At 63.9% G+C, this 16,990-nt stretch carries 16 protein-coding genes; 6 read left to right on the top strand and 10 right to left on the bottom strand.

Annotated elements, in window-relative coordinates:
- Nucleotides 1–7: 7 nt before the first annotated feature.
- Nucleotides 8–1,558 (bottom strand): glycogen synthase GlgA, encoded by a 1,551-nt coding sequence (glgA, locus tag CW305_RS08925; RefSeq protein ID WP_104097678.1) that lies wholly within the window; start codon nucleotides 1,556–1,558, stop codon nucleotides 8–10.
- Nucleotides 1,559–1,855: 297 nt separating this feature from the next.
- On the opposite strand from glgA, the gene CW305_RS08920 reads away from it, so the two are divergent.
- Nucleotides 1,856–2,362 (top strand): CinA family protein, encoded by a 507-nt coding sequence (locus CW305_RS08920; RefSeq protein WP_104097677.1) that lies wholly within the window; start codon nucleotides 1,856–1,858, stop codon nucleotides 2,360–2,362.
- Here CW305_RS08920 and CW305_RS08915 read toward each other — a convergent pair whose 3' ends face one another.
- On the bottom strand, nucleotides 2,363–3,475 hold the full coding sequence (locus CW305_RS08915) for a mechanosensitive ion channel family protein (protein WP_104097676.1): 1,113 nt from the start codon (nucleotides 3,473–3,475) through the stop codon (nucleotides 2,363–2,365).
- Between the two features lie 204 nt (nucleotides 3,476–3,679).
- On the opposite strand from CW305_RS08915, the gene CW305_RS08910 reads away from it, so the two are divergent.
- Together CW305_RS08910 and CW305_RS08905 are read left to right on the top strand one after the other, a co-directional pair.
- Nucleotides 3,680–4,210 carry a ferritin-like domain-containing protein gene (locus tag CW305_RS08910; protein WP_023445378.1) on the top strand — a complete coding sequence of 177 codons (531 nt, stop codon included), beginning with the start codon at nucleotides 3,680–3,682 and terminating at the stop codon, nucleotides 4,208–4,210.
- Between the two features lie 105 nt (nucleotides 4,211–4,315).
- Nucleotides 4,316–4,600, top strand: a complete 285-nt coding sequence (locus tag CW305_RS08905; protein WP_104097675.1) for a DUF2061 domain-containing protein — start codon at nucleotides 4,316–4,318, stop codon at nucleotides 4,598–4,600.
- 7 nt (nucleotides 4,601–4,607) lie between these two features.
- On the opposite strand, the gene CW305_RS08900 is transcribed toward CW305_RS08905, so the two are convergent.
- Nucleotides 4,608–4,883: a DUF1652 domain-containing protein gene (locus tag CW305_RS08900; protein WP_014820219.1), complete on the bottom strand. Its 276-nt coding sequence runs from the start codon at nucleotides 4,881–4,883 to the stop codon at nucleotides 4,608–4,610.
- Nucleotides 4,884–5,159: 276 nt separating this feature from the next.
- Here CW305_RS08900 and CW305_RS08895 point away from each other — a divergent pair, with 276 nt between their 5' ends.
- From CW305_RS08895 to CW305_RS08885, 3 genes are all read left to right on the top strand, one after another.
- On the top strand, nucleotides 5,160–5,456 hold the full coding sequence (locus tag CW305_RS08895; protein ID WP_101275748.1) for a hypothetical protein: 297 nt from the start codon (nucleotides 5,160–5,162) through the stop codon (nucleotides 5,454–5,456).
- A 26-nt stretch (nucleotides 5,457–5,482) separates the two neighbouring features.
- Complete coding sequence (gene ligD, locus CW305_RS08890) at nucleotides 5,483–8,047, top strand: DNA ligase D (protein ID WP_104097674.1); 2,565 nt, start codon at nucleotides 5,483–5,485, stop codon at nucleotides 8,045–8,047.
- 219 nt (nucleotides 8,048–8,266) lie between these two features.
- Nucleotides 8,267–9,241, top strand: coding sequence for a hypothetical protein (locus CW305_RS08885; protein WP_245890980.1), 975 nt, complete (start codon nucleotides 8,267–8,269; stop codon nucleotides 9,239–9,241).
- Between the two features lie 142 nt (nucleotides 9,242–9,383).
- On the opposite strand, the gene CW305_RS08880 is transcribed toward CW305_RS08885, so the two are convergent.
- The 7 genes from CW305_RS08880 to CW305_RS08850 all read right to left on the bottom strand — a co-directional run bounded on the left by CW305_RS08880 (nucleotide 9,384) and on the right by CW305_RS08850 (nucleotide 16,848).
- Entirely contained in the window at nucleotides 9,384–10,544 is a 1,161-nt protein-coding gene (locus CW305_RS08880) for a DUF1615 domain-containing protein (RefSeq protein WP_104097672.1), read from the bottom strand.
- Between the two features lie 191 nt (nucleotides 10,545–10,735).
- On the bottom strand, nucleotides 10,736–10,972 hold the full coding sequence (locus CW305_RS08875) for a DUF2790 domain-containing protein (protein ID WP_014820223.1): 237 nt from the start codon (nucleotides 10,970–10,972) through the stop codon (nucleotides 10,736–10,738).
- A gap of 282 nt (nucleotides 10,973–11,254) precedes the next feature.
- Nucleotides 11,255–12,190: a LysR family transcriptional regulator gene (locus CW305_RS08870; protein WP_104097671.1), complete on the bottom strand. Its 936-nt coding sequence runs from the start codon at nucleotides 12,188–12,190 to the stop codon at nucleotides 11,255–11,257.
- A 19-nt stretch (nucleotides 12,191–12,209) separates the two neighbouring features.
- Nucleotides 12,210–13,682, bottom strand: coding sequence for an efflux transporter outer membrane subunit (locus tag CW305_RS08865; RefSeq protein WP_104097670.1), 1,473 nt, complete (start codon nucleotides 13,680–13,682; stop codon nucleotides 12,210–12,212).
- Entirely contained in the window at nucleotides 13,679–14,578 is a 900-nt protein-coding gene (locus CW305_RS08860) for an efflux RND transporter periplasmic adaptor subunit (protein ID WP_102841094.1), read from the bottom strand. The genes CW305_RS08865 and CW305_RS08860 overlap by 4 nt, the downstream gene beginning before the upstream one ends.
- A gap of 3 nt (nucleotides 14,579–14,581) precedes the next feature.
- A complete protein-coding gene (locus CW305_RS08855) occupies nucleotides 14,582–14,785 on the bottom strand; it encodes a DUF1656 domain-containing protein (RefSeq protein WP_014820227.1) in 204 nt (67 codons plus the stop codon).
- A complete protein-coding gene (locus tag CW305_RS08850) occupies nucleotides 14,782–16,848 on the bottom strand; it encodes an FUSC family protein (RefSeq protein WP_104097669.1) in 2,067 nt (688 codons plus the stop codon). Before CW305_RS08850 ends, CW305_RS08855 begins: the two co-directional genes overlap by 4 nt.
- Nucleotides 16,849–16,990 lie beyond the last annotated feature (142 nt).

Here is a 16,990-nt window from a genome sequence, read left to right as displayed (position 1 = left end):
GACCTCTTCAGATTAAAAGACGAACCTCGCGGCGCTCTCCGAGCAATTGCCGGTACAGCGCGTCATAGGGCTCGATGGCGTGACGCCAGAAAAAGCCGGCCCCCATGGCCCGGCAACGCATGGCGGCCAGCAGCTGAGGATGCTGATGGATCGCCAGCGCCCGCTGGACGGCCTGCCGGTAGCTGCTGACATTGGATTCGTTGAACAGGAACCCGGTAATGCCGTCATCGATGGAGTCGGCCAGCCCGCCGGTGCGACGTGCGACTGGCAACGAGGCATAGCGTTGGGCATACATCTGGCTGAGGCCGCACGGCTCGTAGCGCGACGGCATCAGCAGAAAATCGCTGCCGGCGAACAGGCGGCGCGCATCGGTTTCGTTGAAGCCGATGTGGGCCGCGACACGGCCGGGGTACTGGGCTGCGAGCTGGCGAACCTGATGCTCGATCTGGTGATCGCCCTGGCCAAGGATGGCCAGCTGGCCGCCGCCTTCGACGATGGCATGCGCCACGTCTAGGGTCAGGTCGACACCCTTCTGGTGCACCAGGCGCGAGACCACGGCGAACAGCGGTGCATGGCAATGCTCGAGACCGAACGAATCGCGGATATACGCGGCATTGGCCTTTTTGCCTTCCCAGTTGCGTGCGCTGAAACCCTTCACCAGATAGGGATCGCTTTCCGGCTCCCAGCTTTCGTCGATGCCGTTGAGCAGCCCACTGAGCAGTCCCTGCCGGGCTTTCATGCTGAGGAAGCCTTCCATGCCGCAGCCGAATTCCGGCGTGGTGATTTCCTCGGCGTAGGTAGCGCTCACCGTGGTCACGCGGTTGGCATAGGCGATCCCGGCCTTGAGCAGGGACAGCTTGCCGTAGAACTCCATGCGCTCCGGGTCGCAGGCCTCGGCGGGGATTCCCAGCAGGCGCCGCTGCGCCATATCGATGTTGCCCTGGTAGGCGAGGTTATGAATGGTGAAGACGCTCGGCGTGTTCAACCCGCGCCAGTGCATGTAGGCGGGCGCCAGACCGGCTGGCCAGTCGTGGGCGTGCACCAGCTCGGGCGCCCAGCGGATGCAGGCGGTACCGGCGGCGATTTCCGCAGCGGCCAGTCCGAGGCGAGCGAAACGCACCGGATTGTCCGGCCAGTCGTTGCCATCGGCGTCACCGTATGGCGAGCCTTCGCGCTCATAGAGTTCCGGGCAGATCAGCACATAGATGATCAGGCCGTCGGGCATGTCCATCCGGCCGATGCGGCAGCCGGGAATCTCGGCATAGCCGCCCAGCGAGCCAACCGTGCGGATGGCGTGACCGCTGTTGATTACCTGCGAATAGCCGGGGATCAGCACGCGCACATCGTGGCGTGCGCCCAATGCCCGGGGCAGTGCCGCCGACACGTCGGCGAGCCCGCCGGTCTTGACCAGATCGGTCAGTTCGGAGGTGACGAACAGGATCTTGCGTTTGTCATCGTGGCTACTGCGAATCTGCAGGGCAGGGCGAGTAACCAGGGGTATGGCGGGTTGCGCCTTCGGTAGTCCGACAGGCAGGGCGTTCACAGCGGCAATACTCATCACGATCTCCCCAGAGCCCCGGCGTTCCAGGTGCCGGCGCCAGCTACGAGCATATTTCTCCTATGCAACGATCTGATGACCGTCACATACCATGAACACGACCAGGCTGAAATCTAGTTCGGAGCTGCCGCGCAGGCAGGCGGGGCTTCACTGGCCCTACCAGAAACCAGACCCGGCGTCGCGGTAGAAGTTCTTGAAAACCCGATCAACTACCACTGCCGGAACTCGCAACCAGCCAACTTGCTCCGAATACAGAGTCGTGAAGGCGTTGAACCTGGAATGGTCGGAGCAAAAAACATGCAAGAGATCGAACGAGTCGTTGACTTTCTGCAACGCGAGGAACTGACGCTGACCACCGCGGAGTCCTGTACCTGCGGTTTGATGGCTTCGCTGATGGGCGATATTCCGGGGTGCGGCCAGGTGCTCGACAGCGGCTTCGTGGTCTATTCACCCAAGGCAAAGAACCGCCTGCTCAAGGTGGACTTCGAGACCATCGAGCGATTCGGCCTGACCAGCGAGGAGGTCGCGCGCGAGATGGCTATCGGCGCGCTGAACGCCAGCGTCGCCACCCTTGCCGTGTCGAATACCGGTGTTGCGGACGATGACCAGGAGGATGAAGGCGGCACCCAGTGCTACGCCTATGCACTGATGCGGGGCGAGCGGCAGGTGGTGGTGAGCGAAACGGTGCAGTTCGATGGCGACCGGGTCGCGATCCGCAAGCAGGCCGCGCGACACGGACTCACCCAGCTACCGGTTAAATACGCTGAGTTGCTGAAGAAGCTGGAGGGACTCGAGGGCGACTAGTCACACCGGTGGCTGGCGCTCCGGTTCGACATGCTCGGGCTGCGATGTATCGACGCGCTGCTTGTGGCCGACGCTGAGGTCAGCGCGGAGTTGCGGCAGCGAGTGCGGGTATTGCCGCTGGATGAAGCTCAGCAGGCTTTCGCGAATGTGGCAGCGCAGGTCCCAGTTGCGCGACGAATCCGGCGAACTCACCAGGGCCCGCAGCTGAATGGATTTCTCGCTGGTGTCGGTGACCTGCAGTACGCAGACCCGGCCGTCCCACAGCTCGGGCACTTCCTTGCACAGCCGGCGCAGCTCCTCGCGCAGCGGCTCCAGCGGCAGCGAATAATCGGCCCAGAGGAAAACCGTGCCGATCAGGCTGGAGCTGCGACGGGTCCAGTTCTGAAACGGTTTCTCGATGAAGTGCTGCAACGGCACGATCAGCCGCCGGTCATCCCAGATCCGCACGACGACGTAGGTGCCGGTGATTTCCTCGATGCGACCCCATTCGTTCTCGACGATGACCACGTCGTCCAGGCGGATCGGCTGGGTCATGGCGATCTGCACGCCGGCGATGAGGTTGGCCAGCACGGGCCGCGCGGCAAAGCCCACCGCCAGGCCCGCAAGGCCCGCCGAGGCAAGCAGGCTGGCACCGAACTGGCGGGCACCGGGAAAGGTCATCAGCATGGCCGCCGCGCCAATCAACAGCACAAAGAAGGTCAGGGTGCGTAGCAGCACACGTGATTGCGTCTGTATTTGCCGGGCGCGAAGGTTGTCGACCACATCCACCGGATTGCGCAGCTGAATGAACTGCTGCAGCCCACGCAGCAAGCGCATCACCAGCCACGTGAGGGTGGCGATTATCAGCAGCGTGGTGACATGCCGTGCCGCGTCGATGAAATGCAGATCGTTCGGCGCAGACGTCCATACACCCTGCACCCCTACCAGTGGCAACAGCAACCGGACGGGCTTTTCCAGTTGCTCGGACAGCTCCCGGGTAAACAGGAAGGCTCGCGCCAGGCGCAGCGTCAGGGCGGTCAGCAGCCGGCCGAAGAGACTCAGGACCAACGCCACGAATAGCGCCGCGGCTATGGTGCGCAGTGCCGGCTGGCTGATGTAGTGATCCCACTGCAGGAGAAAGGCTGGAAATTCGATAGCGGGCGTTCCGGTTGGCCAGAGGTCTGGGGCAGAGACAGACAGCCGGCGGCGAAAGTTCAGGGCGCGCAGCCGGGAAGTGCGCCGGACGGGTGGGCGGAACTCCTATGGGCGGGATGTTTCACAAATTCCAAGCGGGTTGCAGAGCACGACCCGATTTTCTGACCCGATTGGAGTTGAACCATGCAGAGTGCACAGACCGGCAATGACGTCCGTACCGAACGCCTGATCGAATGGCTGCGCGATGCGCACGCGATGGAGGCGCAGGCCGAAACCATGCTGAACAAGCAGGCCAGCCGCATCGAGCACTACCCCGAACTCAAGGCGCGGATCGAACAGCACATCACCGAAACCCAGAACCAGGCCAAGCTGATCGAAGGCTGCCTGCAGCGCTACGACAAGTCCTACTCCGGCCTCAAGGACCTGGGCGGCAAGATGATGGCGATGGGGCAGGCCATGGGCGGCATGATGGTCAACGACGAGATCGTCAAGGGCGCGCAGATGGGCTACGTGTTCGAGAACCTCGAGATCGCCTCTTACAAGATCCTCATCGCCGCCGCCGAAGCGGTCGGTGACATGCAGACCAAGGAAGTGTGCGAGCGCATCCTGGTGGAGGAGGTGGCCATGGCCGACTGGCTACGAGACCACCTGGCCGAGCTGACCCAGGCCTATCTCACCCGTGCGGCCGAGCCGCATGTCGAGGCCAAGCGCTGAGCGACTAGCCCGGGCGCCCGGCTGCCGCCGGCCGGGTGCATTACCCCTCCAACTTACTAGCCATGCCGTGACCACTCGCCGTCGCGCGCCTGGTGGAAGCTAGCAATGAGACAACGCCCGCTACTCAAGACCTTGACCTTCGCTGTGCTGCATTTCGCGACAGCGTTCATCGTCGTCTATGCCCTCACCGGGAGCCTGTTGATCGGCGGGGCGGTCGCGCTGATCGAGCCGCTGTGCAACACCCTGGTGTTCTATCTGCATGAACGCGCCTGGCAACGCTTCGGTCGCCAGAAGGCCACCCACAGCCACAGCTATGGCCACGACGTATTCCTGAAATACATGGCACGCGGCCAGACCGCCAGCGGCCGGATCGTCCGCACGCCTCGCTAAGCGAGGCTCATTCGACGTGACTGAGCTGTTTGCCTTCGGCGGGCAGCGAGCTACGCGTGACGCACATTTCAATGCGCAGTTCCTGCGCCAGACGCACCAGATTGGCGGCATCGCGGCACTGATCGTAGGAAATGCCGAGAACGGTCAGTTCTTCGTCTGGCGATTCCTGAAAGAGGCGCACGCGGAGTGAGTTGTCGGAATCGTCGCGGCATTCGCACTGGAATGGGCGAAGGTAGGTGTGCAGGATCGCTTCGATCTTGAACAGCGGAAGACGCGTATTCATAAATCCTCCCTATGTAGGAAGGTGACTTGAGCGCAGTAAAGCGATCGCTGCGCACCCCTGGTTTTCCCGACGTCATTCAACCGTAGCAGTGCTTGTCCGGTTGTAAATGCGGCGATCTGTCCACCCGGCGGATTAAGTCCGGCAACTGCTCTACATGACAGTTTCCGGCCAGTGCCGCTTGTCGGAACCCGTCGGACGGCTCGATCTGTCCCTGCTGAACTTCATACCAGTAGGGGATGACCAAATTAAGTACGTCGTCCTTAGCGGAGAACCGAGATGAAGAAAACGATGCTCACGGCGATCCTGAGCGGCCTGGTTGCGCTACCGGCCATGGCCCAGTTTCCCGCTGGTACTCCGCGGGACGACACCGGTTCGCGCCCCAGCACCATGGGTAATCCGACGCCGCAGGAGGAAGTCGAAACCCGCCAGGACGATCAGGGACGCACCGTGACCGAAGATGGCCGGCTGGTAGCGCCGCAGCCGGGAAGCGAGGAAAAATCCACTGACCCGAACCGGCATTCGACGCCCGGCGGGGCTGACGACAGTTCCACCGACGCTGGCAAGCTCGAGTAATCGCGGGACATTGCCGGAGGTCAGCCATGGCGCTCGACGAATACCAGCGCATGCGTGATTTTGCCGCCACGCCCGAGCCGTCGGGTAAGGCGCGCGGCAAGTCACGCAAGGTCCAGAGCCTGCAGTACTGCATCCAGAAACACGACGCCACGCGGTTGCATTACGACTTTCGCCTGGAGCTGGATGGCACGCTGAAGAGCTGGGCGATCCCCAAGGGCCCCAGCCTTGACCCGAGCGTTCGCCGGCTGGCAGTGCATGTGGAGGATCACCCGCTGGAATATGCCACGTTCGAGGGCTCCATTCCGGCCGGGCATTACGGCGCGGGTGATGTGATCGTCTGGGATCGCGGCGTGTGGATACCGCAAGGTGATCCGCAGGAGGGCTATCGCAAGGGCAAGCTCAAGTTCAGCCTCGAGGGCGAGAAGCTCGCCGGCAGCTGGAATCTGGTGCGCACGCACATGGATGGCAAGAAGGAGCAGTGGTTCCTGATCAAGTCCCGTGACGAGGCCGCGCGCGAGGAGGGTGAGTACGACGTCGTCTCCGCCGAGCCGAACAGCGTGCTCAGCGATCGCACGCTGGTCCCACGCAAACGCGGGCCGGCCAAGGCTCGCGTTGCGGAAGCGCCGGCCAAGCCTGTCAAGGCGCCGGCAAGAAAGCGAGCGTCACGCAAGAAGAGCGACGCGGTAAAGCTGGAAGGAGCCGTCCCGGCCGAATTGCCGGAGACCTTCAAGCCGCAGCTGGCGACGCTGGTGGACGCCGTGCCGAGCGGCGACTGGCGCTACGAGATCAAGTTCGACGGCTACCGCATGCTCGCCCGTATCGACGCCGGCAAGGTCGCGCTGTTCACCCGCAACGGCCATGACTGGACGGCGAAGATGCCGCAGCAGGCGGCCGCGCTTGCCGGACTCGGGCTTGAATCCGGCTGGCTCGACGGCGAAGTGGTGGTGCCGAACGAGGAGGGCGCTCCGGACTTCCAGGCATTGCAGAACGCGTTCGAAGCCGGACGCAGTGGAAGCATTCTTTATTACCTGTTCGACGTGCCCTATCTGAACGGCATGGACCTGCGGGATGTGCCGCTGGAACAGCGTCGCGCGGCGTTGCGTGAAGTGCTGGAAGGCAGCGACAGCGAATTGCTGCGTTTCTCCGAGGATTTCACCGAGCAGCCGGACAGCATTCTGGAAAGCGCCTGCCAGATGAAGCTCGAAGGCCTGATCGGCAAGCGAGCGGGCAGCTCCTATACCGCCAGGCGCAGCAGCAGCTGGGTCAAGATCAAGTGCAGCAACCGGCAGGAATTCATCATCGTCGGCTACACCGAGCCCAAGGGCACGCGCACCGGGTTCGGCGCGCTGTTACTTGGGCTGCATGACGACAGTGGAAAGCTGCTCTATGCAGGCAAGGTCGGCACTGGCTTCAATCAGGCCACGCTGAAAAGCCTGCACAAGCAGTTGAAGAAGCTGGAAGCCGACAAAAGCCCTTTGGCCAAGGCGGCACCTATTGCCGATGTGCGCGGCGCGCAATGGCTCAAACCCGAACTGATGTGCGAGGTTGCCTACGCGGAGATGACCCGCCAAGGCGTGGTCCGCCATTCGGTATTCCATGGCCTGCGCTCGGACAAGCCCGCCGACGCCATTACCCATGAACGAGCCAAGCCCGCCAGTCGTAGCAGCAAAGCCGAGCAGCGGCAGACCGACCCCATCGGCAGCGGCCGGATCAAAATCTCCAGTCCCGAGCGGATCATCGACCCCAGCAGCGGGATCACCAAGATCGAAGTGGCCCGCTTCTACGCGCAGATCGCGCCCTGGGCCCTGCCGCAGCTGCGAGCGCGCCCGCTGGCCCTGGTGCGCGCCCCGGAGGGCATCACCGGCGAGCTGTTCTTCCAGAAGCACGCCGACAAACTGGCCATCCCGCACATCACTCAACTCGACCCGGCGCTAGACCCGAAGCACGGTGCGTTACTGGTGATCGACAGCGCCGAAGCGCTGGTCGGCGCCGCGCAGATGGGCACCATCGAGCTGCACTGCTGGAACGCGGTAGCGCCCGAACTGGAGCATCCGGATCGCTTCGTGCTCGACCTCGACCCGGACCCGGCGCTGCCCTGGAAGAGCATGCTCGAAGCCACTCAGCTGACCCAGACGCTGCTGGACGAGATCGGCCTGACCTCGTTCCTCAAGACCAGCGGGGGCAAAGGCATCCACATCGTCGTACCGCTCGATCCGGTACACGGCTGGAGTGAGGTGAAGGCCTTCAGTCAGGCCATCGCCAAGTACCTGGCAAAGCTGCTGCCGTCGCATTTTTCCGCCGTAAGCGGGCCAAAGAACCGGGTTGGACGCATCTTCATCGACTACCTGCGCAACAGCCGTGGCGCCAGTACCGTCGCCCCTTATTCGGTGCGTGCCCGCGAGGGCCTGCCGGTCTCCGTGCCGATCCACCGCGAAGAACTGGCGGACCTCAAGGGCGCCAATCTCTGGACCGTACGCAATCTGCTGGAGCGCCTGCAGGAACTGGGCGACGACGATCCCTGGGCGGATATGACGCGGGTCAGGCAGACCATCACCGCGCAGATGCGCGAACGTCTGGCCATGCCGGCTTAAGTCGCCGTCCGTCTAAACGTAGTCGGTCTACACCGATAGGGCGATAGGCGGGTGGCACCACCGGGCAAACAATCGGCCCGTTCAGGGGAGCGGTAATGGTGAGGGAGGCGCCAGACAAAGCCAGCATGATGTCGGCCAACAACAATATTCAAAGGAGTGTCCCGCATGTTCGCGCATAAACCGCTTATCGCCTGTTTCCTGCTCGGCTCGTTGCCGGGCTTGGCCCTGGCACAGGTCGTAACCACCCAGGCCGGAAACGATAACGAGGTCATCCTCGAGCAGCGTGGGGGCTCGAATTCGGCCTTATTGCTGCAGCAAGGGGATGCGAACTTCTCGCGAGTAGAGCAGGGCGGCGGCGAAACCTCGCTGCAGCCCACGCAGTTGGAGCTCCACCAGCGGGGGATGGGCAACCAGGCGACGGTGTATCAGGCAAGCGATTATAACTTCGGGCATTCGGCGGCGGTCGTACAGCTTGGAGATGAGAATGTCGCCGAAGTCGAGCAGGCCGACGGTAACGGCTCCCAAGCGACCATCCACCAGCAGGGCGCACGCAACACTCATCGGGTCGAGCAGCTGTTCTATGCCAACGGGCTGGAAAGTCGCACATTCGGTACGAACAATCTCACCGAAGTCACTCAGAACGGTGCTGCGACCGCCACTACCCAGCAGATCGGCAGCGACAACCGGATCACCATCGACCAGAACGTGTTCGCCTACGGCGGGGGAGTCACCGTTGATCAGAACGGCGCCTTCAACGAAGCCGCGGTTACCCAAGTAGGCAGCCGGTACTACACAGGCGAGGTCGACCTGGCGCAGGTCGGCAGCGCTAACAGTGCGCAAGTGGTGCAATGGGCGGGGTTCAGCAACTTCAGCTTTACCCAGAACGGAATCGGCAACGAGCTGACGGCGAGGCAGGGCACGCGCACCGGAACGATTCGAGGGACCTCGGCCGGCAACGACAATCGCGTCAACGTTGACCAGAGTTTCGACGGCCCGGTGCTCGACATCGCGCAGAACGGTTCGGCCAACGAGATCGATGTGGTGCAACATGCCGCCTATGGCACCGCTTCGATCAGCCAGACCGGCGATGCCAACGTCGCCGTGCTCAATCAACTGACGGAATTCGCCGCGCCGCCGAGCGCCGCCATCATCCAGAACGGCACTGGCAACAGCACGTCCATAACCCAGCGCTGAGCCGCGCTGATGCGGCCGTCAGACGGCCGCGCTACGTTCCGCAAGATCGGTTGCCGTAGCGTTCGTTATGCGCGCTACGGCCTGGGCCAGTGACAATTTCAGTGTGGTGCCATGCAGCAGTCGCCGGCCATGCAGGCTTTCGCTAGTTGCGGGCGCGCTTCATGCACGCGAGGTGGCGGTCATTGACCCGGTTGGCGAACCAGGCGGTGGTCAGGTTGCGGGTGATCTTCGGGCTTTCCAGCCGGATTCCCGGCAGCACCGCCCGAGGCAGCGGCTTACCCGCGCGCTTTTCGGCCAGTGCGAAGACCTTTTCATACAGGTCGGTTTCCTCGAAACCGTGGCTGTCGCCGCGCTCCAGCGCGTTGCGAATCGCCGTCTCGCTCATGTCCAGCTTGCCTGCGAGCGCGCGAACCGCACGCTCGGTCTGGCCGGCCTTGCTGCTGCCGTGAATGATCAGGTCGCCGTCGAGGGCCAGCTTGATGCCACTGGCACGGCTGACTGCGGCCTGAAACGCGGCGTTGCGGCTGGCGTACCAGCCGGCATTGAAGTCGGCGAAGCGGTACAGCGGTTCGCGATAGCTGGTGGGGTAGTCGAGCAGGTGGGCGATGCCGAAGTACATGCCACCACGGCGCGTGAAGACTTCGTCGCGGATCGAGCCTTGCCGTTCATAGGGGTATGTCCATCTGCGGTCTTCGGCAAAGGCGATGCTGACCTGCATCGGGCCGCCGGTCTTGACCGGGTTGAGCGTGCCGAACAGTTGCTTGCCGAGCGGCATGATGCTGAGGAAGTCATCGAAGATCGCGCTCAGCTGCTCTTCGGTGCGCACGGCCGCGAGACGCTGGCTATAGGTCTTGCCGTTGGGTGACTTCACGTCCAGCGCCGCATCCACCACGAAACGCGGGACGTGCAGGCGGCCGGCACGATGGTAGATTTCCTCTCGCGCGATCTTCGCCAGGCCGGGCACGGGCGGGGTCGCCTGGAATGTCGACTCCTGCACCGTCACGGCCAGTACCGAGCAGATGTTCTCATCGTTCGGCGGGATATCCAGCGCATCGAAGGCTGTGTAGATGTCCTGAGCCCAACCCCGACGATCGGGGATGTTGGCGGGGATCAGGCGAGCGATCCTGGCCCGGACCTCTTCCGGCTTGGGCGCCGGAGTCGCCGGCTGCTGGATTCCACAACCGGCAAGACCGAGCAACGCCGCTGCGACGATTGCTGCCAGTAAAGGGCGAGTGTTGCCAGGAACTGGTCGGGTAGCGGCAGGGCTGCATGCCGAGCGGAAGGTTGAAATCGAAATAGTCATGCGGTCCTGAATGTAATGAGCGCCTGGGGCTCGGACAGTAAAACGGCCGAAACCGTTCTGCCTCTTTCAGAACTGCGATTCAAAACCGACTGGTTCGCTTGCCGAATCCCGGCGCGCATCTGACCTGCCGCGCACAGCCTGTGCCAATGCCGCAAGCGGCGTACGCTTAGCTGTGGCAGCTCGCGCCGGACTCAGAAATCGTGGCAATCCGGGCCCTGGCGCAGGTACGTGGTTTCGTGGGTTTCGCCCTTGGAATCCACATAGGTCATCCGGGCGGTCACGACCTCGCAGCCGCCAGCAGGCACGTCCATTGATATGACCTTGGCGATGTCCAGCTTGTCGCCATATTGATAGGCCTTGGGTTCATCGGCGGCATACGCCAGCTGGGCACTGAGTGCCAGGCCGGCAATCCAGATCAGTTTGTTCACAGGTAACCTCCAGAGTGCCTGCGGGCCCAGGTCGCTGCGACAGGGGCGAAGGCAGGCGTTTCTTGCGTGCAGCGCCTGCCGGATGGCATACGCCGGGAAATAAACGAGGCTGCCACGAGGGAAAGCAGCCAAAAGGTGGCGGGACGACCGATCGAAGGAGCGCTCGACCGGCGAAGGAGCGGACTGGCTTCTAGTGTCCGTTGCCACCCGGCAATTTTAGTGAGCGACCAGGAGGGGAAAAACCGCGCCAGCGGTGAAGCACCTTTACCCGCCGCGCAACAATCAGGCCCAATGGACCGGGTCCTGCAGGATGCGGTGATAGTTGGTGAATGCGCGCGGCAGCTCCAGCGCGAGAAAGTCGACCCAGGTCTTGATCTTCGCGTCGAGAAAACGCCGGGACGGGTAGAGCGCGTGGATCTGCTTTTCCTGCAGACGATAGCGGGGCAAGAGGCGCAGCAGTGCGCCGCGCTGCAGGGCCGGAGCCGCGACATAGTCGGGCAGCAGGCAGATGCCCATGCCGGCTTCTGCCGCGCTGGCCATGGCTTCAGCCACGTTGACCTTGAACGCTTCGCCAGGGCGAATCACGTCTTCGGCACCGTCTGCGATGAAGCGCCATTCATCCGCGAAGACCGGGTCCGCCAGGCGCAGACAGCGGTGCTGTTGCAGGTCACGCGGTTGCTGCGGTACGCCATGCTGCTCGAGATAGCCGGGCGCCGCGCAGACAACATTGCCAACCTCGCCCAGTCTCTGGGCGATCAACTCCGAATCCGGCAGCTCGCGGGAAAGCGTGATGATGACGTCGAGTCCGGCTTCCAGCAGGTCGGGCTGATGTTGCGAAAGGGTCAGGTCGAGGCTGACGTCGGGATAGCGCTCACCGTATCTACCCGCCAGTCCCGCCAGCAGCTGGATGCCCAGACCGGTCGTAGAGTGCACCCGCAGGCGCCCGCGCGGAGTCAGATGCGCCCCGCAGGCTTCTTCCTGCGCCTGCTCCAGTTGCGCCAGGATCTCGCGCGATCGTTCGAGAAAACGCGCACCGACCTCGGTCAGCGCCAGACGCCGCGTGGTGCGGTTGAGCAGGCGCGCGTGGAGGTGGTTCTCCAGCTCAGCCACCAGACGGGAAACCTGCGCGGTGGAAGTGTCAGTCAGCTTCGCCGCGGCGGTGAAGCTGCCGGCGTCGACTACCCGGACGAATACCCGCATCGCTTGCAGCATGTCCATCGAGTAAGGCCTCTCTGGGTTATTGGCCAGGCACGCCCGGCGATGGATTTCCAGCGTGCGCCGATGCGGTTGGCGTGCCTTGCCAGCCGCCGCCCAGCGCGAGGAACAGGTTCACCTGGTCTTGCGACAGTTGGGCTTGGGACGCCGCCAGGGCGGCTTCGGCCGTTGCGAGGGTGCGCTCGGCGTCGAGGCTGTCGAGATAGGCCAGTCGTCCTTCCTGGTACAACCGGCGCGAGTGGTCCGCGGCGTCTCGCGCGGCATCGCGCGCTTCGCGCAGCGCTTGGTCACGATGCAGGTCGTGAGCGTAGTGCGTGAGCAGGGTCTGGGTTTCCCGCAGTGCGTCGAGCACAACTCCGTCGAAGCGGGCGAGGGCGGCAGCGGCTCCGGCCTCGGTGGCGCGAACGCGCGCGCGATCGACCCGGGTCGGAAAATGCCAGCTGATCGACGGGCCAAATTCCCAGCGGCGGGTTACCGGATTACCGAGGTGTTCGAGCATTCCGGTGTAACCGGCCGCAGCGCCGAGACTGACCTGCGGATACATCATCGCCGTGGCGACGCCGATCTGTGCCGTAGCGGAGGCGAGTGCGCGCTCGGCCGCCCGGATGTCCGGGCGGCGCTTGAGCAGGGCTGTGCCATCACCCAACGGAATCGCCTGGCGCAGCTGAGGTGCGTGACTGCAGGCGGTAACCGTCTCGGGAAGGGCTCCGGGCGTGCGGCCGAGCAGGGCGGCGAGCTGATACAACGCGGCTGCCTTCTTCGCTTCGAATGGCGGCAACTCGGCACGCAGAGCCTCCAGCTGGGCGCGGGCGCGGGCCACATCGACTTCGTTGCCACGACCGCCCACGAACAGGCGCTCTGCGACATCCAGCTGTCGCTGCTGAATCGCCAGTGAATGCTCCGCTATCGTCAGCTCCTCACTGGCATGACAGGCCGTCATGTAGCTGCGTACCACCCCGGCCACGGCAGTTATGCGGGCCGTGTCGAGCAGCGCGGCACTGGCGTCGGCATCGGCTCCCGCTGCTTCCGCGGCGCGATGCAGCTGACCGAACAGATCGAGCTGGTAACCCACGCTGAGGCCGGCGTCGGCGAGGTTCATCACTGGAAGTTTTTCCTCCAGGGCCAGGGCTTCGCTGGACAGCTGGCCGCGTGCAACCGAGCCGTTGCCGCCGACCACGACCTCCTGCGCGTGGTGCGCCATCTGGAAGCCTTCATAGGCGCGACGCAGGTTGTGATACGCCTGGCGCACGTCGGCATTGCCGATCAGGGCTTCACTCACCAGCCGATCGAGCGTCGGGTCGTCATAGAGCTGCCACCAGTCGTCCGGCAGCGGCGCCTGTTCGACCCGCTCGTTGCCGGCCAGATCGAAGGGTTTCTGCGCAGCAGCCTGCAAGGCCAGGGCTTGGTCTGGCACGCGGTAGTCCGGGCCCACCGCGCTGCATGCGGCGAGCAGCGCAGTAAGAGCGAACGGCAGTGCGTATGCCGCGCGGCTCATTGGCTGACCGTCGCCGATGTGTCGCGCGACCACGGCAGCACGGACAGCGTCGCCGTACGGCCAACCACCAAGCGGATGTCGCTCTGCTGGCCGTCGTCCAGCACAACGCGAACCGGAATTCGCTGCGCCAGGCGCACCCAGTTGAAGCTCGGGTCGATATTGGGCAGCAGCGAGTTGCCGCGCACACGGTCGCGATCCTCGATGCCTGCGGCGATGCTCTGCACATGGCCACGCAGATGCTGCGCTTCGCCCATGATGTGGATGTCCACCGGCTGCCCGATCTCGATGGCGTGCAGCTTGGTTTCTTCGAAGTAGCCTTCGACGCGCAGTGAATTCGTATCGACGATCGACAGTACCGGCGTACCGGTTTTCACGTAATCGCCCACGCGCATCGTCTGGTCGCCGAGATAGCCATCCACCGGGCTGAGCACGGTGGTGCGTTCGAGATCCAGACGCGCCACGCCGAGGGCGGCCTCAGCCGTGGCCAGGGCGGCAGCGGCGCGCTTGACCTGGGTGTCGCCGATTTCCACGGTTTCCGCAGCGATCAGGTCTTTCAGCACCCGATTGCGCTTGGCTTCGCGTTGCGCCTGGTCCAGCTGCGCGCGGCGCTCGAGCACTGTGGCGCGGGCTTCGTCGACCGCCAGTTCGAAGCGTGCCCGGTCGATCACGAACAGTACCTGGCCGCGGCTGACCTTCTGGTTGTCGCGCACGTGCAGTTCGGTCACCAGCCCGGAAACATCCGGTGCGACCTGAATGATGTCGGCGTGCACGTGGCCGTCGCGGGTCCAGGGTGCCTCCATGTAGTAGTCCCACAGGTGCAGGCTGACGACGACGGCGATGACGACCGCCAGCAGGGTCAGCAGCACCGAGCCGGCGGCGGGTATCCATTTCTTCACGATTCACATCCGGGGAAGGAGATTGAACAGGGCCCCGAGCACGATGATGTACAGGGCGAGGTTGAACAGCGGCGGATGCCAGACCCAGCGGTAGAAGCCTGTACGCTGCAGCACGGTGGCGAGCAGGCTCTTGATGCCATAGGCGGCCAGCATGGCAACCAGCAGGACCGGCACATAGACGCCGTACACATCGAGGTGACCGGTCATGCGTGCGCTCCAGCGGGGGAGAGGCCGGCTGCGGGTGGCGGGCCTCCCGGTGCGGCACGCACGCTGGCCGATGCGTCGGCGAAAAGCGCCAGCCGCAAGCCGTGCACCACCTGGGCCGCCCGGTGTGCGCTGGGCGAAGCATCGCGCTGCAGATCCTGCAATGCGGCCTCGAGGGCGTCGTGTAAGGGCTCCGGTGTCGGCAGTTGGCTACGCGCGGTGGCGCAGGCAAGGAAATGCGCGCGGATCATGCCCAGCACCGGCTCCAGCTTCTGCTCGATGGCGGGTGCCGGCCGCAGTTCACGCAGTTCCAGCAGGCGAAAACCGACGCGCAGCTCGCGCGTGGCGTCATTCAGCGCCAGACGATCGTCATCCAGCTGAGCCAGGCGTGGTAGCAGCTGGGCGATACGGTCGATGAAACTCGAGGCATCATCGGCTTCGTTGCGCCAACGTCGCAGGTCTGCCAGCGCCGCCAGGCTCAGCCAGCCGTGGCGTACCAATCGCCGCGCAGCCCAGAGCGTACCGAACGGCCGGGTCAGGCGAGCCCAGACGAAGGCGAAGAGCACGCCCAGCGCAGTGGACAGAGCGATGTCGGCAAACAGCTGGAAATCGGCGCGGTAGCTGTCCTGAAGGGTGATGTTGGAGATCGTCTGCACCGCAATCACGATCACTGTCCCGGCGTGTTGCGGTCGACCGGCGAGGGTGCCGAGCAACAGCAGCGGCACGGCGAGCAGGATGGCCAGGCTGCCGAAATCGTGCACATTGGGCAGCAACGCGAAGAGGTAGATGCCGGCGGCCGTGGAGGAGATCAGCGTGGCGACCAGAAACGACTTGATGAACGGCGCCGGATTGTCCTGACTGGCGAAGAAACAGCCTGCCACCGCGGCGATGAAAACGCCGCTATAGCCGTGCTCCCAACCGGAAACGAACCACAGCATGCTCAGGCAGAACACCGACAGCGCTACCGAAGCCGCGGTGAATGCCAGTAGGCCGTAGTCATAGTGGCGTGGCCCGCCGACCAGTTGCTGTACGTGATAGCGCAGCGCCGGTGCCGCCTCGGGATGGCCCTCATGGAACTGCTGGTAGAGGTCGAGGCAGTCCTGCCACAGGTCGATCAACGCGCGTAGCTGGCGCAGGCCGCTGTCGATCGCCAGGGCGTGCGCCGGATGGCTGTCGCCCAGCCAGGCTGCCAGCTGCAGGCTGCGCTCGCGCAGATGCTCGCCGTGCCCAGCCTCGGCATCGGACTGAATCCAGCGATCCACCTCCTGCAGGTAATCCCCCAGTTCCGGCAGCAAGCCCTGTAGCTCAGCCTGAAGCCGGTGCAGCGAGTCCGCGGTGGAGATCAGCTGCGGCATCAACATCGCCATACGCGCGCGAAATTCGCGAGCATGGACGGTGGAGAGATGACTGCTGCTGTCGTGGCTCAGATGGCTGATCATTGCGTCCAACCCCATCACATCCACCAGCAGCGCATTCAGCGCACGTTGGTCGGCTTCGACCAGGTGCTGGGTATTGAGCATCCGGCTGACGGCACCGCGCCCATCGCGCAGCAGCAGGTGCATCTTCGCCGCGAGGGTCGGCGCGATGCGGCTGGGAAACAGCACGGCGTTTACCACGCTGGCGCAGACGATACCGAGCAGGATCTCCTCGGAACGCGCCAGGGCGACATCGAAGATGGTCGATGGGTGATTGACCTCAGCGAGACTGATCAGCGGCACCGTATAGGCGGCGAGTAGAAAGATGTAACTGCGTGGCGAGCGGTCCAGCAATGAGAGAAAGAGCAGGGCGCCGATCCACAGCGAGATCGTCAGGCTGAGCATCACCGGTTGCTGAGCGAACGTCGGCAGAAGCACGACCGATGCGGCTGCACCGAGCAGCGTGCCCAGCGCGCGATAGATCGCCTTCGAACGTGTCGTCCCGGACAACGGATGCGACACGACGTAAACCGAGGCCATGGCCCAGTAAGGGTTTTCCAGCGGTATCGCCAGAGCGATGTACAGCGCAAGCAGGGCGGCAATCAGCGCCTTGGCCGAAAACAGCCATTCGTGCCAGGTTGGCATATTCATAGAGTTCGTTTTTTGGGGCGTGGGCCAGAGGCGGGAGAGGGCGCGGCCGTCACGCTGCAACACAGATGGTTACATTTAACGTCAAAGACGTATGACAGACTGAACAACCACTAGGACGATTAGTGCATTTTTCCGCGCCGGA

This window comes from Stutzerimonas kunmingensis, assembly GCF_002929225.1.
Taxonomy (GTDB): Bacteria; Pseudomonadota; Gammaproteobacteria; order Pseudomonadales; family Pseudomonadaceae; genus Stutzerimonas.
The sequence above is the reverse complement of the archived record's forward strand: the minus strand, read 5'-3'. Positions and strand labels throughout refer to the sequence as shown.

Excerpts from the sequence above, each read along its gene's own strand:
- CW305_RS08855 (WP_014820227.1), bottom strand. The coding sequence starts at position 14,785 with ATGACCGGTCACCTCGATGTGTACGGCGTCTATGTGCCGGTCCTGCTG.
- CW305_RS08910 (WP_023445378.1), top strand. The coding sequence starts at position 3,680 with ATGCAGAGTGCACAGACCGGCAATGACGTCCGTACCGAACGCCTGATC.
- glgA (WP_104097678.1), bottom strand. The coding sequence starts at position 1,558 with ATGAGTATTGCCGCTGTGAACGCCCTGCCTGTCGGACTACCGAAGGCG.
- CW305_RS08895 (WP_101275748.1), top strand. The coding sequence starts at position 5,160 with ATGAAGAAAACGATGCTCACGGCGATCCTGAGCGGCCTGGTTGCGCTA.
- CW305_RS08850 (WP_104097669.1), bottom strand. The coding sequence starts at position 16,848 with ATGAATATGCCAACCTGGCACGAATGGCTGTTTTCGGCCAAGGCGCTG.
- ligD (WP_104097674.1), top strand. The coding sequence starts at position 5,483 with ATGGCGCTCGACGAATACCAGCGCATGCGTGATTTTGCCGCCACGCCC.
- CW305_RS08865 (WP_104097670.1), bottom strand. The coding sequence starts at position 13,682 with ATGAGCCGCGCGGCATACGCACTGCCGTTCGCTCTTACTGCGCTGCTC.
- CW305_RS08920 (WP_104097677.1), top strand. The coding sequence starts at position 1,856 with ATGCAAGAGATCGAACGAGTCGTTGACTTTCTGCAACGCGAGGAACTG.
- CW305_RS08880 (WP_104097672.1), bottom strand. The coding sequence starts at position 10,544 with ATGACTATTTCGATTTCAACCTTCCGCTCGGCATGCAGCCCTGCCGCT.
- CW305_RS08900 (WP_014820219.1), bottom strand. The coding sequence starts at position 4,883 with ATGAATACGCGTCTTCCGCTGTTCAAGATCGAAGCGATCCTGCACACC.
- CW305_RS08870 (WP_104097671.1), bottom strand. The coding sequence starts at position 12,190 with ATGGACATGCTGCAAGCGATGCGGGTATTCGTCCGGGTAGTCGACGCC.
- CW305_RS08905 (WP_104097675.1), top strand. The coding sequence starts at position 4,316 with ATGAGACAACGCCCGCTACTCAAGACCTTGACCTTCGCTGTGCTGCAT.